Source organism: Thalassotalea sp. 1_MG-2023 (genome assembly GCF_030546745.1).
Taxonomy (GTDB): Bacteria; Pseudomonadota; Gammaproteobacteria; order Enterobacterales; family Alteromonadaceae; genus Thalassotalea_C.
Genome location: NZ_JAUOPD010000003.1, coordinates 207,313 through 227,197, shown reverse-complemented (window position 1 = coordinate 227,197; position 19,885 = coordinate 207,313). Strand labels below are relative to the sequence as shown.

The window sequence follows — 19,885 nt, the reverse complement described above, 5'->3', positions numbered from 1 at the left end:
AACATAGCGTTGAAGCTAACGCTTAAGCTTCTTTGTTTTTCTGCTCTTCAATCCATTTCAGGATATCTTCTCGCTGAAAACGCCAGCTTCCCCCTACTTTAAAGCCCGGCAATTTACCTTCCAAAGCTAGACGATATGCGGTTTTTTCAGCCAATTTTAGATATTCAGCGACCTCTTTCAAGGTCAGTATTTCGTCAGACATAGTTTACCCACCATAAGACTATTGGGAATGATATGAGAAAATAAAGGAAAGAACAATGGCCAATTTTAAAAGAACTGAGATAACTTGTCGGTAAGCCTTTGGAGTGCTTCCTTTCTTTCATCAAAGTAATCGTACTTGTCGTATGTACCCATTATTTTTGGTAATTTGTGATTCAAACATCTCTCAGCAACATGTGGCTGAACACCTATGTTAGATAACATTGTACGGCAGGTTCTCCGTAAGTCATGCAACGTAAAATGATCTACCTTAAGTTGACCTTTTTTAAATAAATTTGCTAGTGCGGCATTTAAAGTATCGGGGGATATGTAAGGAAACCTCTTACTGGCTCGTCGGTTTGGGAAAACAAAATCTGAGCCAACGGATAGTACTTTGAGTTCTTCAAAATATCGGACTAAAAGGTCGGGCAGGGGGTAATCAATTGGAATGCCATTTTTGCTTCTTTCTTTGGGCAATTTCCAAACTTTTTCATCTAAATTAAATTCAGACCAAGGTGCAGCTAATAACTCTCCTTTTCGAACGCCAAGGCAGAGCAGAAGTACGCAAGCGATATAATTTTGCCTAACAAAACAGTTCTGATTCTCTCTAAAAGTATTAAAGACTTCTTCTATTTCATCAACCGTTAAAAACCTATCTCGTGAATTCTCCTTCCCACCAGCATCTCTATTATCGAATGCTGATGCCGGATTATTTGTTAACAGTCCCAATTTAATCCCTTGATTGAACATCTGCTTACAGTAAATTAGAGCGTCATTGGCAATGGTTGGGCGACCACTATCATTTATATGTTTTAAAACACGCTTAATATCCAAAGGATTGACTTCGCTTATAGGAAGTTCGCCAACATGGGGAGCTATATCTTTACGATAGACTCGCTCGGGAATTTCTGGATATTTAAGTCTCTGGCGGCAATCTTCTAACCAATCATTTGCAAGATTGTTAACCGTTCGTATATCGGAAAAGTCCTGCCTGTTTTTTTGAATTTTAGGATCAATACCATCTCTAACGAGAGCTTTCCAGTTAGCGGCCAAGGCCCTTGCTTTAACTAAAGGGAGACCAAGAGGTTCATCACCGTACTTCGCTAATGTCGCCTCCTTCCTCTTACCATTTAGTTTATAGCGAAAAGTCCATGAAGCGCTTTTGCTAGTAGAAATCCGCAGATATAGATTGTCATCGACTTGGTGTCTCCCAACCTCTGCTTTTTTAACAAGTGATTTTATTTGTTGTGCATTCATATGTGGTGACAATAACTATATCGGGTGGTTACAATACTATTACTTGTCACCATTCTTGTCACCACTTTTCATAAACAAAGATGAACAATTATAAACAAAATAAAACCAAAATAACGGCGGGGCTTTAATTACAATAGCTTTATTAACACCCCTAAACACATAAGAACATCACTCAATATTCTGGATCTGCTCACGCATCTGCTCAATAAGCACTTTAAGTTCAACGGCTGAATTGGTGATATCAGCATTGATTGATTTTGAGCCTAATGTGTTTGCCTCACGATTAAACTCTTGCATCATAAAATCTAAACGGCGGCCTTGTGCACCACCTTTTTTAAGTATATTTTTAGTTTCTTTTACATGGCTGTATAAGCGATCAATTTCTTCGTCCACGTCCATCTTTTGTGCAAGTAATACTAACTCTTGTTCTACGCGAGTAGATTCAAGTTCAATTTTAGCCTCAGTAAATTTGTCAATGATGCGGTTGCGTTGCCATTGAATAACTTCTGGCATGAATGCTTTCACTTTTTCAGCTTCTGCAGTTATACCGTCTAAGCGTTGTTCTATAAGTTGTTTCATGTTTTCGCCTTCGCTTGCTCGCGCGGCGATGAAGTCTTTTAATGCTTGATCAAAGCCTTTTAAAATATCGGTTTGAATGATATCAAGCTCAGCTTCTTCTGTTTCCATCACTCCAGGCCAACGCATAATTTCTACTGGATTTACTTGGCTGTTTAGCGTTTGCTCGTTAATCCAGCCTGCGTGTTCTAAAAGTTGGACAGCAAGCTCTTGATTAAGTGATAGCTTACCTTTTGCTGATGGATTAGGGTTGAACCGTAAATTACATTCAACCTTTCCGCGTGCTAGCGCCTTACGAAACCGTTCACGAAGTACAGGCTCTATACTGCGAAATTGCTCTGGAAGACGGAAATAATTTTCTAAAAAGCGTTGATTAACACTGCGAATTTCCCAAATAGCATTACCCCAAGGTTTTTTAACTTCTACACGGGAAAATGCTGTCATACTGTGGATCATAATCTTTCCTATTAATTCGTTTTATAAGAATGAACAGAGGGATTATGCCTGACATCACGATATTCAGCTATGTTTAATCCACTAAATAAAATCATCAGAAAATAGCTCATTCTAGTTTAGAAATATTATTAACGACTAATGGAGGAAATAATTGCACAAATTATAAAAATTGAATTCAAAAGATCGGGTTTCATTAGTATGATAAAAGCATTAATCATCAAGAGTATATTAGGAAAGGCTTTCAGCGCATTTTCTAATTTTGAAGTACATATTGTCTAATTTTCTTTTTTGTTTATTTTTTATCGCCTCCTTTACTAATGTTGTTCAAGCCAAAGAACAAAACTGCATCGATTGCCACAGTGAACAATATAGTGATTGGCAACAATCAGATCACTACAAAGCTATGTCACTCGCAAATAGCAAAACCGTATTAGGAGACTTTAACAACGTAACGTTATCGCACTTTTCGCAAACTGCTGAATTCTTCACCAAAAATGATGATTACTTCATAAGTCTTTCGAATAACAACGAAAAAAACACTTATAAGGTAGCGTATACCTTTGGTCACTACCCTTTACAGCAATATTTAATTGAAACAACCGCTGGCCGCTATCAAGTCTTTCCATATTCTTGGGACAGCAGACCAAAAGAGTTGAATGGCCAACGTTGGTTTCCAAACCACCCAAATGAAGAAATCCAGTCCAACGATCGTTTACATTGGAAACAACCCTTACAAAATTGGAATGGTATGTGCGCTGATTGTCATTCTGACGGGTTAAAGCGAAATTATAATGAAAAACTTAATACCTTTAATAGCACGTATGACAATGTAAATGTAGGTTGTCAATCATGTCATGGCAAACTATCTAAGAACCATGGACTTCCTAAAGCAACAGTTAAAAAGGAACAAAAGCTTCCAAATAACTATTGGCAGTTATTGCCAAATAGAAGTGTGGCTAAATGGAAAGGCAAGAAACGTAACAACAGCTTTATGAATAATTGCTTTTCCTGTCACGCACTGCGCACTCCTTTAACAGATGGCTTTGATAAAAATAAGCATTTTTTAGATCAATTTTCACCTACGTTGTTACAAGCACCATTTTATCATGCTGATGGACAAATAAAACATGAGGTGTACATATACGGGTCTTTTCTTCAAAGTAAAATGTATCAAGCAGGTGTTAATTGCCTAGACTGCCATGACGCGCATACAATGAAAATTAAAGTCAAAGGTAATGGATTATGTTTGCAATGTCATAGTTCACAAGTATATCAACAGCCAGCACACCTTATACATAAAACGGGTTCCGATGGCAGCCTATGTGTAGACTGTCACATGCCTAACACACGCTATATGACTGTAGATGATAGAAGAGATCATAGCTTAAAAATACCACGTCCAGAACTTACTATTAAATATAAAACACCTAATGCTTGTAATACTTGCCACCAAGATAAATCGCCAGAATGGTCGCTCAAACAAATAACGGCACATTACCCTCGAAAAAATCAACTATCAGAAAATGAGAAGCGTTACATAGAACTTCAAGCACAGCAAAGATTGCCCTTAGAGCAGCACAAAGCCATTATTAACGACAATACATTGACTGAAATTCATAGAGCTAGTGCAATTTTATTATTGCCTAATTCCACGGAACGTTTAAGTGATGAAATCATAGCGCCTTGGGTTAAAAGCCCATTACCGTTGATTCGATTTGCTACTGCACAAATTGGTTATTTATTAACACCTAAAGACAGAAACAAAACATATATAAAGTTACTTTCTGATGAATTTAAAGCTGTAAGAGTTCAAGCAGCTCAGCATCTTCTTTATTTAGCTGACACAGCAAGTGCTGAATTTAAACTGGCACTAGGTGAACTAATGACAGCTAATGACATAACAAAGTGGAGAGGCGAAGGCTGGTTAAATGAAAGCTTTATACAGCTACAACTTAATCAAGTACAACCGTCAATAACATCGCTTAAACAAGCAATAAAAATAGAGCCATACTTAGAATCATCATATATTGCGTTAGCTGATATTTACCGCACTCTAAATGAAATGGATAAAGAACATAGCGTCCTTCAAAAAGGCATTAAGGCTAATCCAAAGTCTGGTCAACTACAATATAGCTACGCGCTTTCATTAATTCGAGCGCTCAAACATTCAAAGGCGATTGAATTTTTGGAAAAAGCAAAAAATTCATCCCCAAATACTATGTTATTTGCGTATACATATTGGTTAGCGCTAGATAATTTAAACAATACCCAAACAGCACTTGACTTACTAATGCAAGAATTACCCAATTACGGAAATGATCCACAATTAATCGAGTTAGGTCTTTTCTTAGCTAAAAAATTAAACGATGATAAAAGTTATCAATATTTAGAAAACTTATTACCTTAAGAATCGAATATTTAGGTATTTACAATAATAGGATTAAAAGTTTTCTTCACAGCTTGGACGAATAACCAATTCATGAATGTGTGTTTTATCATCGGTGTTTATTTGATGGAAGATGGCCTTCGCAACTTCAGTAGCAGATAAATAATCTGAGCGACTTTCATCACGAAACTGCGTGTCTACTCCACCAGGATAAACCGATAACATTTTTATTTCATGGTCTTTAAGTTCTTTACGCATTACTTTTGTGTAACTATCAAGCGCAGCTTTACTAGCTGTATACGCCGCAATTCCAGGGTTAGAATACAAGCAAACCGTTGATAATATGTTTATTACCGTACCGCTTTTACGGGGTAACATTTGAGGAAGAACCGAATTGATACATTGTATGGGTGCATAGAAGTTCACTTCCATTAACGATGTTATTTCTTCTATATTGAGATCTTGGGCTTGTTTACGAACATTATTAAGTCCTGCACAGTTCACCAACACATCAACGTCACCATGTTTTGCATTCGCTTTACTTAAGAAGCGTTTAAAACTAGAGTTTTCAGTAATACAAAAAGAATCTGCCACCGTATTGGAAGACTGTTTAAGTTCCTTTAGGGTTTGAGTTAATTTGTTTTTATTTCGGCCACATAAACTCAAATTAACGTGATGCTCCTCAGCCAGAATAGCAAGAGCCCTACCTATACCAGAGGAGGCTCCAGTTATTAACATGTGTTTTTGCATGTATCCTCTCAGAAAAACAATTTTGATGTCGAAAATAACAACATGTGGTTATTTACCTAGACGCACAACGCTTTAAACCTTATTAATAGAAGAGAAACAAGTATTAAGTGGTGTAAAGGGTAAAGCAAGCTTTACCCTTTTTTTAGATGATAATTAAGCTGTTTATACTTAGTTATCGCTATGATTTTTATCATTAACACGTTTAAATTTCGCATTTTTAAGCGGAAATTGTGAGCCTGAAAGATTAGGATATTTTTTTCGTAACTCATCATATTCAGGGTTTATCGCTAAATCCCCCCAAATACCTAGCATCAACTTCAATGCGGCTTCGTCTTCAGGAAATTGTCCTTGATCACCACTGGTTTTGATCCAGTCTTCCAATACCTTCCGATGTTCTAAGAGTACTGAGTGATAAGCGGGATCTGTTGCCAAATTAACAATTTCATGAGGGTCTTTTTCAAGGTTATACAATTCTTCAACTGGCCTTTGAGGCTGAAAATGTTGCGCTTGAACTTCGTTCAACTTTCCTTGTTTATATAATTCTTTTGTTACCTTAGTAAGTTGCCAATAATCTCGATAACTTGGCTGCATTCCAGACCTTTCGGGATAGAAATTTTTAATATATTTGTATTTTTCAGAGCGAACCGAACGTATTCTATCAATCGTAAAGTCACATCTATCTCTGGCAGAAATCACATATTTTGGCGCTTGATAATCTTGGGCAAATAAGTTGTTTCCTTCGAAATAATCAGGTTTTTCAATACCAGCAAGCGCTAATGTAGTTGCACTAATATCAAGTAAGCTAATTTGTTCGTCACGAACTGTTTTCTGTACAATATTTTCGTGACCTTGCCAGTAGGCAATAAAAGGCACTTTAAGTCCACCTTCGTATAAAAACTGCTTATGCCTTAAAAAACGCATGCCATGATCAGCAAAGAAAAACACCACAGTGTTTTCAAGCTCACCATCGTCTTTTAATCGTTTTAAAATACTCGCAACTTCCCTATCCGTTATCTGCAATGACTCTAAATAACGAGCCCATTCATTAACAACAACGGGATCAGAAGGATAATATGGGGGTAATTCAACTTTTTCACGGTCGATTGGATAAAGCACCTTATCTTTCATGTTCCGATTGAAGATATGCTTTCCACCCTTAAGTTGGATTTGTCCAAAAAAAGGCTGATCTTTATTTTTTCTCGCATTCCAATCAATAGGCACTCCAGATTTACCATACAAAGGGTGCACTTTGTAATCGCCACTGTATAAATCAAACCTATCGTACTCAAAGTTATAATCATCTTTGCCGCTATTAAACGTAAAGTATCCCTTCTTTTTCATAATTTCAGGCAAAGTCTTTACGTGTTCGGGGAGTTGAATCATTGACTCTGGTGTTCTAGAGCTATGATGATTTTGAATCCCTAAATTGGTATGCATTTGACCAGTCATCATGGCTGAACGCATCGCTGAACAAACTGGCGCAGGGGCAATAGCATTCGTGAACTTACTCCCTTTCTGTGCTAATTGATCTAACGTAGGAGTTTTAACCAGCTTTTCACCGTAGGTTCCCAAATGTGGAGAAATATCTTCAACATATATCCATAATATATTAGGTGGCTTTTTCGTCGTTGATGACTTCGTGTCTGTTGTTGCGGCATCAACACGACAAGTGAAGATGATAAAAATAGCGATTAACAGTAAATTTAAATTTTTCATGTAATTACCTTAACAACAACATAGCCCCAATAAAGGGGCTATGTTGAACTTCTTGCGTTATAGTATTTAGAACTGCGCTCTTACACCTAATGCATAACGTGAGCCAAAGTCTTCATATCCAGATAATAACTTTTTATCTAAGTCATAGAATTGGCTTAACGTTTCATTTGTAATATTAATGCCTTCAACAAATACCTGGAAGTTATCATTAATATCGTAGCTTGCTCTAAAATCTAATTGACCAAAATCATCTGTCGATTTAGGACCGCCAATCCAACTTACCGCTTCATTGATAAAATCTGAACGATAATTGTACGCAAATCTTACTTTTACTTGTTCTTTTTCATAAAATAAAATTAAGTTTGCGTTATGTTCTGAAAGCCCTTCAAGCGTTAGCTCTTCACTATTGCCTAAATCACTATAGTCTGCACTACTATCAATATTTGTATAGTTGGCTTGGATACCTAAACCATCAAATGGTGCCGGCAGGGTATCAAACACTTGCTGGTAAGCAATTTCATAACCAGTGATCTCACCTTCACCACCGTTACGTGGCCTCGTATCACCGAACTCAACACCTAAAATAGTAACAGGCTCAGTTGAAACGGTAAGAAATGAATCTAATTGCTTATTAAAAGCAGCAAATGTTAACGAACCAACGTCATTGAAATACCATTCTATTGACATGTCATAGTTAGTAGATTTGAAAGGCGTTAAGTTCGGGTTTGACGCACTCACTCGCTCTGCACCAACATTGGTAGAATAACTGATACTTGTTGATAAACTATTAATCGTTGGTCGAGTTATTGATTCAGAAAATGCACCACGTAGAAGTAGGTCGCCTTCTTCATCAAGTTCTATTCGAATACTCGCACTTGGTAGTAGTTCTGAATAATCGTTGTTAAAAGAGGTTGATGTAGGATCACTTAAGGTCACAATTCTATTTTCTACAAAACCATCAGGGTCAACGATATCAACTAATTCGATAATTTCTTGGAATTGCCCCGTTGAAACCTGATCCGTTTCAATATAACGAGCACCTATTAGTGCATCCCAGCGTTCACCCATTAATGATAGTTGAAAATACGCCGCTAAGCTTTCTTCCGTCACACTACCGCTACCACCAGGGTTAGCTTGTGGTTCAAAACCACCTTCTGCAATACGTGCTTCAATACTTGCTCTATCTGCTGCCGATAATTGGCCTAATGCGGCTTCACTGGTTAAGTAAGCAGGGAAGTCATCAAAATTAAAGTCTATCCAGGCATTCGTGAAGTTACCGCTCGCTTCACTCATATAATTACTTGGTTTGAATGTGCTGAAAAATGAAGTGTCTGTATAATTTATTTTTCCGCCATTATAGCAAGTTGCACAAGGTCCGCGTAATGATGCCTTGATGTCTTTTTCACGATCCGAGTAATAAAGGCCAAATTTAGCGGCATAAAGCATACCCATATCTTCAATCACATAATCAAAGTCGACTTTCGTTTCTAGCACGCTATCGTTCGTGTCATTACCTTGTTTAGCAACAACATGCGACTCCCAAATACTTGGGTCAGTAAGATCTTGCCCAGTCGTAATTTGCGGGAAATCTCCAACCATATTAAAGGTTACATCAGTATCTGCTCTAGCGATAAAAAATCTGTCTTTACCATAGCCGTTACTTTCCGCTTCAGAGTAAGCGATATCCGCTACCATGCTGAGGTTTTCGTTTATGGTCCATTTATGATTGTAACCGAATTGGAACGTTTGCGTATCGCGTGGGTTGGCCCCTTTGATCACATCAACTCGACCATCTTTTGTCGCTGAAGTCACAAAATTATTGCTATCAACAACAACATCGCTAAAGCCAAGTGAACCACCAGCATCTAAAGGGAATGCAGCTTGGTAACTTGTATCATCAACATCAAATAATGAAAACAAACCATCAATGATAATTTCATGGTCGTCTGCTGGTTTCCATTGAAATACCGCAGTACCACCTAAACGCTCACGATCTTGATTAAATAGTTGAAAGCGTTGCGCTGCAAGTGTTGTTGCGCCAGTAACAGCTTGACCATTTGCAGTTTGACTCGCATCAAAGTCCATAAACCTATAGCCATCAGAAAAAACGCTATCTAACCTAGCCGTGCGTTGGCTATAAGCTAAAGAAAACAAGAAACCCATAGTATCATCATCAGAGGTTGTACTATAAAGCGTGGACGCTTTTACATCATTTTCTTCCGCATTTGTGTCATAGGTACCAGAGATTGAGCCGATCATTTTCGTGCCTTCAATCTGGAAAGGACGCCACGTTGTGATGTCTACCGTTCCACCAATCGCCCCTTCCGTTAATGCAGCATTTGAACTTTTGTATACCTGAGCACCATTGATTAAATCGGCTGATAGTACATCTAAGCTAAACTCTCGACCTGCATTTTCTGTTGCTAACATACGACCATTAGCAAGCACTGTATTGAACTCTGGCCCAAGCCCCCTAACAGTAATAAATCGGCCTTCACCGCCAGAACGGTCAATCGAAACACCGGTAATACGCTGAAGTGATTCAGCAACATTACCATCAGGAAAAACCCCTAAGTCTTCCGCAGATATACCATCAGTAATACTATCAGAACTTCGCTTAGCATCATTTGCTGAAAACATGCTTCGTTTGATACCCGTTACTTCAATTACTTCCACTTCTGATTTTTCAGCTTCTGAAAGCTCTTGACCGATTGCGATAGACAATGGGGAAAGAGCAAAACTGCTCGCTAGTACAGCACTTAAATATGTCGCTTTATTTTTCATCATTTACCCTTAATTATCTTGTTATTATCAAAGCGACATCTGTGATGTATATTTCCTAAAAAATATCAGGAATAAAACATTAAGACTTTCATGTTCGTCGCTAGGTATACTATTGATAGCAACTTTGCTGTTTTTTTGCTTATCAGAAAAACACTAATGATTCTTAAATAATCACATTCGTATGTTCTTGATGAAAAAATAAAGAATTTTATTGGCACGGGAGTATCAACACGTTAAAAAATTAGACACAACGCTAACAAATGAAGAACTCTCGCAGGCGTGCGAACATCTATAGTAGAGGTTAATTATGGAGTGTTACGCAATAAATAACACATGTTTTATGTGCAGTAAGCCTTACTGCACAGATGATAAAGCATTCGATAAATCGTCAATGAGGTCTTGAGGGTCTTCTAATCCCACAGATATTCTCATATCTCCAAGCGAAATACCCATTAACTTAAGTTGCTCAATAGGTTGCTCTTTATAACAACTAATTGCTGGCGCATAAATTAAACTTTCATGTCCGCCCCAACTAACACCTCGTTGGAATAAAGCTAATGCATTAAAAAATCGCTTAATTTCAGCAATATTTTCTGTTGCTAATTGAAAGCTCAATAAACCTGAGAAACCCGTCATTTGTTTACGAGCTAATGTTGCTTGTTTAAAATCATCGAGACCAGGGTAAAAAACCGTTTTAATTTTCGGATGTTGCTGTAAATAACGCGCAATTTTTCCTGCACTATCACTATGACGTTGCATTCTTAAACTCAACGTTCTTAAACTACGTAATAATAAATTGGCCTCTACAGACGCTAGCTTACCGCCTAATAGCTCATATTCTTTTAGGTGTATTTGTTCAAGAATTTCGGTACTGCCTATGAGTACGCCTGCCACAATATCACTATGCCCTCCTAAGTATTTTGAACATGAATGCACCTCGAGATCTACCCCGAAAGTTAGCGGTTTTTGGTAGATAGGTGTTGCCCAAGAGTTATCAACTATTGTTGCAATATTATGTGCTTTAGCCAAATCGACAATCGCTTCAATGTCTTGCAATGAGAACACAACAGACGAAGGACTCTCTAAGTAAATTAGCTTTGTATTAGGCTGTATTGCTTGACGAAACTCTTCAACATTATCCCCTGATACATAACTCACTTCTGTGCCCATTTTAGGTTTCATAAAGCTATTAATGAAACTTAACGTAGGACCATATGTATTCTTAATGGTGATCATATGATCACCTTGAGACATAAAATGTAAAATCCCTGCTGATACCGCGGCCATGCCTGATCCAAACAACTTTGCTTTTTCGCCTCTCGCTAATTGAGCAAGCTTTTTTTCAACAAACGTAACGGTTGGGTTGTTTCCTCTTGAGTATATGACACTGTTTGCTTTATCTGTAAAAGCATGCTCAATTTCTTCCCAAGTTTGAAAAGTAAACAACGAATTTTGATAAATAGGAGGGACAACCGCACCATATTTATCACAATTGTCATCTCCATCAAAAACTAACTCTGTTTCAAAATGTCGTTTAGGTGTCATGAATCATTTCTCTTAGTTCTTTTCCAAAGATATTGCACACCAAGCTGCGCAAAAATAATCGCTATTGCCATATTGATTAACGATAAAAACTGCCAGCTCCAGTATTCTCCAACAGAAACTCCCAATGAGGCATAAATAAATACCGCGGTCGTACTCCAAGGTACTAGACTTTCAATCATCGTACCCGTGTCTTCTATTGAACGAGATAAAATCGGTGCTGGTACTCCCATCTCTTTATATTTAAGTGAGAATGCTTCTCCAACAATAAAGCTATTTGCATACTGGCTAGAGGTTAACGCATTGGTCAATCCAGACGCGAATAAGGTGCTTGTGATAAGGGTCTTTTGATTATTCACTTTATGAAGCAACGAACTTACAATGGTGGGTATCACTCTCATTTGATCGATAGTGCCAACATAAATAAACACTAAGATAGTGATCACTATCGGTTCAATAAGTGCGTATATTCCACCACGATTTAGTAATCCATACACTAATGTCATTTTGTCACTAGAGGCAGACGAGAGCATATCTACGTTAAAGCCTTTATGTAAGGTATTGAATAGATCAGTAACAGAGACCTGTTGAAACAACAACGCTAAAATACTGGCAACAATGGAGGAAAGTATCAGTGTTGGTAATGAGTGCCAACGTTTAATAGAACCCCATAAAATAAGCACCGGAGGTAATAACAACCAAACATTAAAATCAAATAATGACGTTAAATAGAATTTCGTTGATACTAAAGTTTCCATTTGATCTGACGTGATCGTTGTTGGATATACATAGCCTAAGACAAAATATAAACATGCAGATAAAAATGCTGCTGGCACCGTGGTCGTTAACATGGCTTTTATATGCTGTTGCACTTCAATTTCAACGGCAATCGCTGCTATGTTTGTGGTGTCAGATAAAGGCGATAATTTATCTCCGAAATATGCACCACCAACGATGGCACCAGTTAACATCGCCAAATCAGCATTAACCACTTGTCCAACCGTTATTAATACTAAACCTAACGTTGCTATTGTGCTCCAAGATGAACCTGTGCAAAGCGAAAAAATAATCGGAACAACAAACGCTGTTAAATAGATATGCTGCACAGAAACCATGTCTAAGCCAAGATAAATCAACATCGGGATAGTGCCAGATATCATCCAACTACCAATGAGAATACCAATAGCAAACAAAAGTAAAATAATGGGAAATGCTCGGTTTAATTTAATCAGAATAGCATTAATAAGTTGAGGCCAACTATGCCCCATCAACAAGGCTTGGCTGACAACAATTGCCGAAGCAATTAAAAAGACAATTTCTAAAGCAAGTGCTGGTTGCTCAAGAACGATAGGTCGATAAATCAAACCGTAAACAACAGTTAATAGCAAAACCGCCACTGCAAAAAATGAAGCGGATAACTGACCCTTACTATTAACTGCTTTCATTATTAGTGTTTACTCTCTTTTTTCGAAATACGTGCTACCCAACCACCACTTGGGGCTAAGTGAACAGAAAGAGAGCTATGTTGATTAACTGATTGATACTTTTTCTTATAATCGCTTGCATACTTATCAGCATTTACACCATCTTGGAAAAATTCCATTTGATACTCTCCTTCACTTAAGAAGTCTAAGTCAATCGTATGATTTGCTGCTTTACTATTACCCAACGCAGCCACAAACCATTCCTCACCAGAACGCCTTGCCATCACAATATGGTCTGCAATTTTTGCTGATAATATAACTGTTTCATCCCAAACGGTTGGTACTTGGCTAATAAATGCGGTTGATTCATGTTCTTTAAGATAGTTTGAAGGGCTATCTGCCAACATTTGCAAAGGACTTTCAAACACAACGTATAATGCCATTTGATGCACACGAGTCGTTTTACTCATCGGCCTATTAAATGATACATGGAAGTTTTCTGGTTGAGTATTTACCATTGCACCCGGCGTGTAATCCATAGGCCCTGCCACCATTCTAATAAATGGCAAGGTTAAGTTATGCTCAGCAGTGATGTATTCAGCCCACTTATTATGTTCTAATCCTCTAACACCTTCGCGAGTAATAACATTAGGGTAGGCTCTTCGAAGGCCTGCTGGTTTATATGAACCGTGAAAATTAACCAATAATTGATGTTTTGCAGCAACTTCCGCGACACGCCAGTAATAATTCACCATATGTTGATCATCGCGTTGCATAAAGTCTACTTTGATGCCTTTAGCACCCCATTGTTGATAGGTAGCGAGGATATGGTCTAAATCTTCTTCGATTGTTTCCCAGATCACCCATAAAATAACATCAACGCCTTTTTCGTGGCCATATTTAATAATTTCTTGCAGATCAATCGAATCTACGATTTTTAACGCATCACCGAGTTCATACCAACCTTCATCTAAAATTATGTATTCGATGCCGTACTTTGATGCAAAATCGATGTAATACTTGTAAGTATCGGTAGTAATACCAGCTTTAAAATCTACACCATATACATTGTTTGCATTCCACCAATCCCACGCTACTTTTCCCGGTTTTATCCAGCTAGGATCATCAATTTCCAGCTCATCAGCTAAAAGGTAAGTCAATTGATTCGTTAATAGATCCGCATCATTTTTACTTATCGCAAAAATTCGCCATGGAAACGTAGTTGGTGAATCAGTATTCATTGTTGCAATATCGTTCGCACGTTTATTGATCACTTCATTGCGATCAGAGCCAGGCTTCAATGCAGACGAAAGCACACGTTTAGGGTGTATTCCTTCTAATGCTGTTTGGCTAGTTCCTCTAACCCAAAGCCCGGGATAATTCCTAAGCCCACTCTCAGTGAAAACAAGTTTATATTGTTGTGTATCGACCAATAAAGGCAAGCTAGCCATCTGCTTATTGTTGATTTCTTTCAACTTAAATGGCTGATATGTTCTTTCATTATGTGAATAAAAGCTCTTCTCTAATGGATATTGAACTAAATGGTCGTCAACAAAATTCACTTTAACAACTTCATTTTCTACGCTAAATTTACCGGATTTATTTGTGCTAAATCGATAGGCGACGCCTTCATCAAAGACGCGATACTCTATCGTAGTACCATTATCAAAATGTAACGCCAATTGATGATAATGTTCAGTGATAGTGGCTGTTTTTTGCTTAATGTACGGAGTGATGGTTGAATCAACATATTTTTTGTCAACGCTAACGACCGACGCTGAAGACAAGCTTTCTGCATGACTTAGCGAAATATCAGCTTGTGCATTGTTTATAACAAGGTTTTTTTCAATAGAAATAGAGTAACGTAGGTGCTTACCACTGGTATCAATATTGACGAGAATTTTTTTATCTGGAGATGTTACAGAGTATTCTTTAGCAACCGTTAAACTCGAAAATGCCAAAAGAAAAATAACTGATAAAACCTTGTTATGCATTTGCATTACCTTCTTTACTTTTTAAAGTTAGTCGGCATCCTTGCTAACTAATGGGAGATATGTGCCTGTGTACACACTATTGATTCAAATTAAAACACGCTGAAATAGAAATGGCTTTCTGTTTATTCAGCAATCCCTCCCAAAAAGTAACCTTTATACTGTTAATTTGTCTTAATGATAGATGACCTAAACTCAAGTGGTGACATATGTAATTCTTTTTGAAAAATATCATAAAAGCGGCTTACAGAACCAAATCCAGCAATGTTAGCAACGTTAACCACAGGCTCCTCCGTATCAACAAGTAAGGCCTGTGCATGCTGTAAACGTAATTGATTAACATATTGTTTAATACTAATTTTCATCACACGGTTAAATAATTTCATCGCATAATTTTTATGTAAACCGGTTGCACCAGTAACATGTTCTATCGTTATTTTTTCATCGTAGTTTTCTGCAATATAAGACAGCATGGTTTGAACATGGCTAATACCACTGACAATGCTTGATTTTTTACTTTTACAATGACTTTCAACAAGATCGAATGTTGTAAAATTTTCAATAGCCATACGGTTAATACGACTTCTTATTTCACTAATCACTTGCACAGTCAATTGCGGATCATCTTTATTTAAATCGTTTTCCCAAATATCAGTCACTAAACGATCACTCTCATATAAACTTTCAGACACTAACACCTCCCCATAAAGTAAAAGCTCAATAAATCTATGGGGAAGTTTCCAAGAAAGAAATGCTTGTAAAGGTAAATATAAATTCACCATATACCCGTCTCCTTGATAATCAGTCATCTGGTGAGGTATTGATGCCCAAAATAAAATCATTTTACCTTCTGGAACTTCTATATGATTACCATTGATCAAATAGCTTGCCGAGCAACCAAAAAGATAATTAATTTCAATATGACCATGCCAATGACTATGCTCCATTATTTGAGGCGTATGTTTTTGAAAGCCAAATTTTGCATCTTCACCTTGAACTTCCAGAGGTCCAGACTCTCTAGGAATAATCCTATTAATCCAATTCAACATAATATCCCCTTCAACTAATGCTTTTGATCATCATATTTATGCCACATAGCACGAATATTACCACCAAGTTGCATACAATATAATTAAAATAACGATTATCATCACCGCTGAAATATTAAACGTTGTCTTAGTATCGAACGACACTTCTTGAATGTTCACGCAGGTATTCTTCTGCTTTTCAGTGGTAAGTAGAGAAACAACAACACAACTAATCAAACATAAAACAAAAACCAAACCAACACGATCCATAAAAGGAAGCTCAGGCCAGAACACTTTAAATAGCAATGAAAAAGCAGCTGAACCTGTTGCAGCCGCCAGCGCTCCTTTAGAATTGGCTTTACGCCAAAACATCCCCATCATAAAAATGACAACAATACCTGGGGTAAAGAATCCGGTAAATTCTTGAATATATTGAAACGCTTGATCAAACTCTCCTAAAAGTGGTTGCGCAACCACAAGCGCAATGGCAAGTGAAATTAACGCTGACATTCTGCCTATTTGTACATAGTGTCGTTGAGATTTTTTCGGCGCCAATTTTGCGTAGATATCCATTGTAAAAATAGTTGAAATGCTATTTGTCATTGAAGCAAGAGAGGAAACAATAGCCGCCACTAAAGCAGCAAAAACTAAGCCTTTCAACCCAACAGGCATTAACGCCATCATTGATGGGTAAGCTAAATCAGGTGAAGTAAGCTGTGGATATAAAACTACCGCTGCAATACCAGGCAATACGACAATAATTGGCATTAATAGTTTTAAGAAAGCAGCAAAAGCAATACCTTTCTGAGCTTCATTAATATCTTTTGCCGCTAATGCTCGCTGAATGATATATTGATTAAATCCCCAGTAGCTGAAATTCATTATCCATAAACCACCTACCAACACAGAAATACCAGGCAAACTCATATAATGTTCATTGTTTTCACTAAGGATCATATCGAAATGACTTGGCATTTGTTCAGTGAGAATCGAAAAGCCAGCAATAATACCTTGACCGTCAGCCACAGCATTTAACGCGAGATAACTTAATAACAACCCACCAAAGACCAACAACACAACTTGTAAAATATCGGTATACGCAACGGCTTTTAGTCCACCATAAAGTGAATAGGCAATTGAAAAAACAGCTAAGAATATCATGCCAAACATCCAATCAACGCCAGCAACTGTTTCGATAGCTAACCCGCCTAACCATAACACCGCGGTCAAATTAACAAAGATATAAACAGCTAACCAAAATAATGCTAACGTCGTTTTTACGTTTGCATCAAAGCGTTGCTCTAAATACTGAGGCATGGTGAAAATTTTGTTTTTCAAAAAAATGGGCAGTAGATACTTACCAACAATGATGAGAGTAATTGCCGCCATCCATTCATAAGATGCGATAGCTAAACCAATAGCATAGCCAGACCCTGACATACCAATTATTTGCTCTGCAGAAATATTTGAAGCAATAAGCGATGCGCCGATTGCCCACCAAGGAAGTGCCTTACCTGCCAGAAAATAATCTTCGGTATTTTTACCTTCTTGTTTTTCTTCTTTTGATATCCATAACGCTATTATTAGTAAACCAATGACATACGCAATAAACACACTTACATCTAACATTTCGAGTTTCACAACGAACAACCTTTACGCAAATTAACAAACCCTCAGACGTTATAACTTGCGTAAGTTTGCTTCAACAAAACTCTTATCAAATACTACTTATTAGGAATACTTAGTTTTTTATCAGGACACCGATAAAGATTTCATGTTTGCCTGCTATATTGGGCAATAAAAAAAGCCGCATTATTATGCGGCTTTTTTTGATTACAATGTGTGTCTTGTCCTGAAATGTGTTTACATTTTTTCAATAGACAACATTCCTGATGCCGGTACCTCAACGTCAAGTAAAGACGATTGCAAGCGTTTATTGGTTTTACTCACAACGTTACCTTCACAGTCTTTAACAATTAGTTGTACTTTCTGCCAATCATTCTCAAACTTAACAATGACAGAAGTGCTTTTCTTAGCATTAAGGATATCAGTTTGATTGATATTGCTTTCGCTGATATTAGCGACTACATCATCATAAAGTGCAATGATTTGCTTTTGCCCTTTCTCACTTGAAATAAGCGGATAATTGGCAAAAATACCTTTCGGCTTAAACGAGCCATTTAGTAAAACATCTTTATTTTCAGACCAGTATTGCGTGTAATGCGTAACCATATTTAGGTGGCTTTTTGGTAATTCGGCCAGCCTTACTGATAACTGTGGTACAGAGTGGAAAATATTCAATAATTGTAACGCGGCAATTTCTACCGGCTCTTCATAATGCCACATGAGCATATCAGAGTGCACCGCAGTATCTCCACTGAGTAATCTTAAATCAACGATTCTTCTTCGGTTCGTTACCGCACCATTTGGTATGTCGGTGGCACGAAACATATTGCCATACTTACGCATAGCAGGCCCGATGTATCTTTGTCTAAATTCTACCATGACATCAGGATTAATCGCTGTCAGCTCTATGATCAAATCTGACATTAGCTTGTCTACGGCTTCATATACTGAGGCAAAGTCGCGACCATCTCGCTTTTCAAGTACGGTATCTTTGTTCGTTTTAAATTGATCAATAAAATCTAACTTTAAGCCATCCCATTTCCAATGTTTAATCGCGTTAACGTAGTGATCAATTAGGTACTTTCTTACTTCAGGATAACGAGGATCTAATACATATGTTTCTAATGATTCGCTATGACTTAGGTACTTCCCTTTAAATGTATCTGCAACTTTCGCTTTTTCACCAACAAAAGGAATGGAATACCAAAGTAATGCTTTCATGCCAAGTTGATGAATTTCATCGACAAATTTTTCAATGTTTTTTAAGCGCTCTGGCTCCCAATCACCTGTGTATGCATACCCTCTGTTACTATCATTTGTTTGCCAACCATCATCAACAATGATGGCTTTATAACCTAATGAAGCTGCTATTTTTGCCTCTGCAAGCAGTTCATCATGGTCAATAACTTGATGGTAACTATACCAAGTAGAGTACATAGGATCAGTAGCATCATTTGGCACATGTGTCGGCTTAAACTCAGGCATGTTTGCCCACCAACTAGCGACATCGCTCAATGATTGGTAAAACGGAATGTTGCGCATATCGATTCGAATTTTTACAGAATAGGTATTAACCGCTTTATGTTTTTCAGATAAAAATTCAAGCTCATGATAAATCATTGAGTCTTCTTCTCGCACTTTCGCTGAGAGGTGCACTAAATTTACGGCATCACTAACAGCTACTGTGTAACGATTCACATCATCGTGACCAAATAATGTATAAACAGGGGCATTTCGCGTTAGCATTGAATCTAGCGCTTTGCTACTCCAGTCTGCTGGAATGATATGATCATTATTAAAGATAGGGTTCCAAACACCAGCAATATCGTGAGACGGCGTTTGCCACTTCACAGAAAATTTTGTTGGTATTGCTTTTCCATGCTTATTTTTTAAAGATTGATGGATAGTCGCATAATAGATGCCATTTTCCATTCGAACATCGCTGGTCGAAAATGAAAAATCACTTTTAAGAGATTGAATCTGGAACTTATGCCCATTAATAGAGAACTCTTGCTGAACATTTTCAGCATGCACACTGTTTACGATAATAAACAATGTAATAAATAATAGTGCTTGAATGGCTTTCAAAAGAAAACTTCCTAAACTTTTTAAACGGTAAACCAAATGCTATCACTAAAACCCTCAACGTCC

Annotated in this window: 13 protein-coding genes; 1 reads left to right on the top strand and 12 read right to left on the bottom strand. The window is 37.5% G+C overall.

The features are described 5' to 3' along the window. Positions 1–22 precede the first annotated feature (22 nt). The 3 genes from Q4489_RS03735 to Q4489_RS03725 all read right to left on the bottom strand — a co-directional run bounded on the left by Q4489_RS03735 (position 23) and on the right by Q4489_RS03725 (position 2,487). Positions 23–202: a helix-turn-helix domain-containing protein gene (locus tag Q4489_RS03735; RefSeq protein WP_303477269.1), complete on the bottom strand. Its 180-nt coding sequence runs from the start codon at positions 200–202 to the stop codon at positions 23–25. 65 nt (positions 203–267) lie between these two features. After that, on the bottom strand, positions 268–1,455 hold the full coding sequence (locus Q4489_RS03730) for a site-specific integrase (RefSeq protein ID WP_303477267.1): 1,188 nt from the start codon (positions 1,453–1,455) through the stop codon (positions 268–270). A 168-nt stretch (positions 1,456–1,623) separates the two neighbouring features. Further along, positions 1,624–2,487, bottom strand: coding sequence for a YicC/YloC family endoribonuclease (locus tag Q4489_RS03725; protein ID WP_303477264.1), 864 nt, complete (start codon positions 2,485–2,487; stop codon positions 1,624–1,626). 271 nt (positions 2,488–2,758) lie between these two features. Here Q4489_RS03725 and Q4489_RS03720 point away from each other — a divergent pair, with 271 nt between their 5' ends. Beyond that, on the top strand, positions 2,759–4,894 hold the full coding sequence (locus Q4489_RS03720; RefSeq protein ID WP_303477262.1) for an ammonia-forming cytochrome c nitrite reductase subunit c552: 2,136 nt from the start codon (positions 2,759–2,761) through the stop codon (positions 4,892–4,894). A gap of 33 nt (positions 4,895–4,927) precedes the next feature. Here the strand turns inward: Q4489_RS03720 and Q4489_RS03715 are convergent, their stop codons facing one another. The 9 genes from Q4489_RS03715 to Q4489_RS03675 form a co-directional block, all read right to left on the bottom strand. Continuing rightward, the gene (locus tag Q4489_RS03715) at positions 4,928–5,623 is read right to left on the bottom strand and encodes an SDR family oxidoreductase (RefSeq protein WP_303477260.1); all 696 of its coding nucleotides are present in this window, start codon (positions 5,621–5,623) and stop codon (positions 4,928–4,930) included. A 168-nt stretch (positions 5,624–5,791) separates the two neighbouring features. Beyond that, entirely contained in the window at positions 5,792–7,339 is a 1,548-nt protein-coding gene (locus Q4489_RS03710; RefSeq protein ID WP_303477259.1) for a sulfatase, read from the bottom strand. 66 nt (positions 7,340–7,405) lie between these two features. Further along, positions 7,406–10,126, bottom strand: a complete 2,721-nt coding sequence (locus tag Q4489_RS03705; RefSeq protein ID WP_303477256.1) for a TonB-dependent receptor — start codon at positions 10,124–10,126, stop codon at positions 7,406–7,408. A gap of 351 nt (positions 10,127–10,477) precedes the next feature. Then, complete coding sequence (locus Q4489_RS03700) at positions 10,478–11,668, bottom strand: PLP-dependent aspartate aminotransferase family protein (RefSeq protein WP_303477253.1); 1,191 nt, start codon at positions 11,666–11,668, stop codon at positions 10,478–10,480. Beyond that, positions 11,665–13,110, bottom strand: coding sequence for a Na+/H+ antiporter NhaC family protein (locus tag Q4489_RS03695; protein ID WP_303477251.1), 1,446 nt, complete (start codon positions 13,108–13,110; stop codon positions 11,665–11,667). The genes Q4489_RS03700 and Q4489_RS03695 overlap by 4 nt, the downstream gene beginning before the upstream one ends. A 2-nt stretch (positions 13,111–13,112) precedes the next feature. Then, positions 13,113–15,083 carry a glycoside hydrolase family 97 protein gene (locus Q4489_RS03690; RefSeq protein WP_303477249.1) on the bottom strand — a complete coding sequence of 657 codons (1,971 nt, stop codon included), beginning with the start codon at positions 15,081–15,083 and terminating at the stop codon, positions 13,113–13,115. A 161-nt stretch (positions 15,084–15,244) separates the two neighbouring features. Beyond that, complete coding sequence (locus Q4489_RS03685) at positions 15,245–16,129, bottom strand: helix-turn-helix domain-containing protein (protein WP_303477245.1); 885 nt, start codon at positions 16,127–16,129, stop codon at positions 15,245–15,247. Positions 16,130–16,186: 57 nt separating this feature from the next. After that, positions 16,187–17,749: a sodium/sugar symporter gene (locus Q4489_RS03680; protein ID WP_303477243.1), complete on the bottom strand. Its 1,563-nt coding sequence runs from the start codon at positions 17,747–17,749 to the stop codon at positions 16,187–16,189. Positions 17,750–17,971: 222 nt separating this feature from the next. Continuing rightward, positions 17,972–19,822 (bottom strand): glycoside hydrolase family 36 protein, encoded by a 1,851-nt coding sequence (locus Q4489_RS03675; protein ID WP_303477240.1) that lies wholly within the window; start codon positions 19,820–19,822, stop codon positions 17,972–17,974. Between the last annotated feature and the right edge of the window lie 63 nt (positions 19,823–19,885).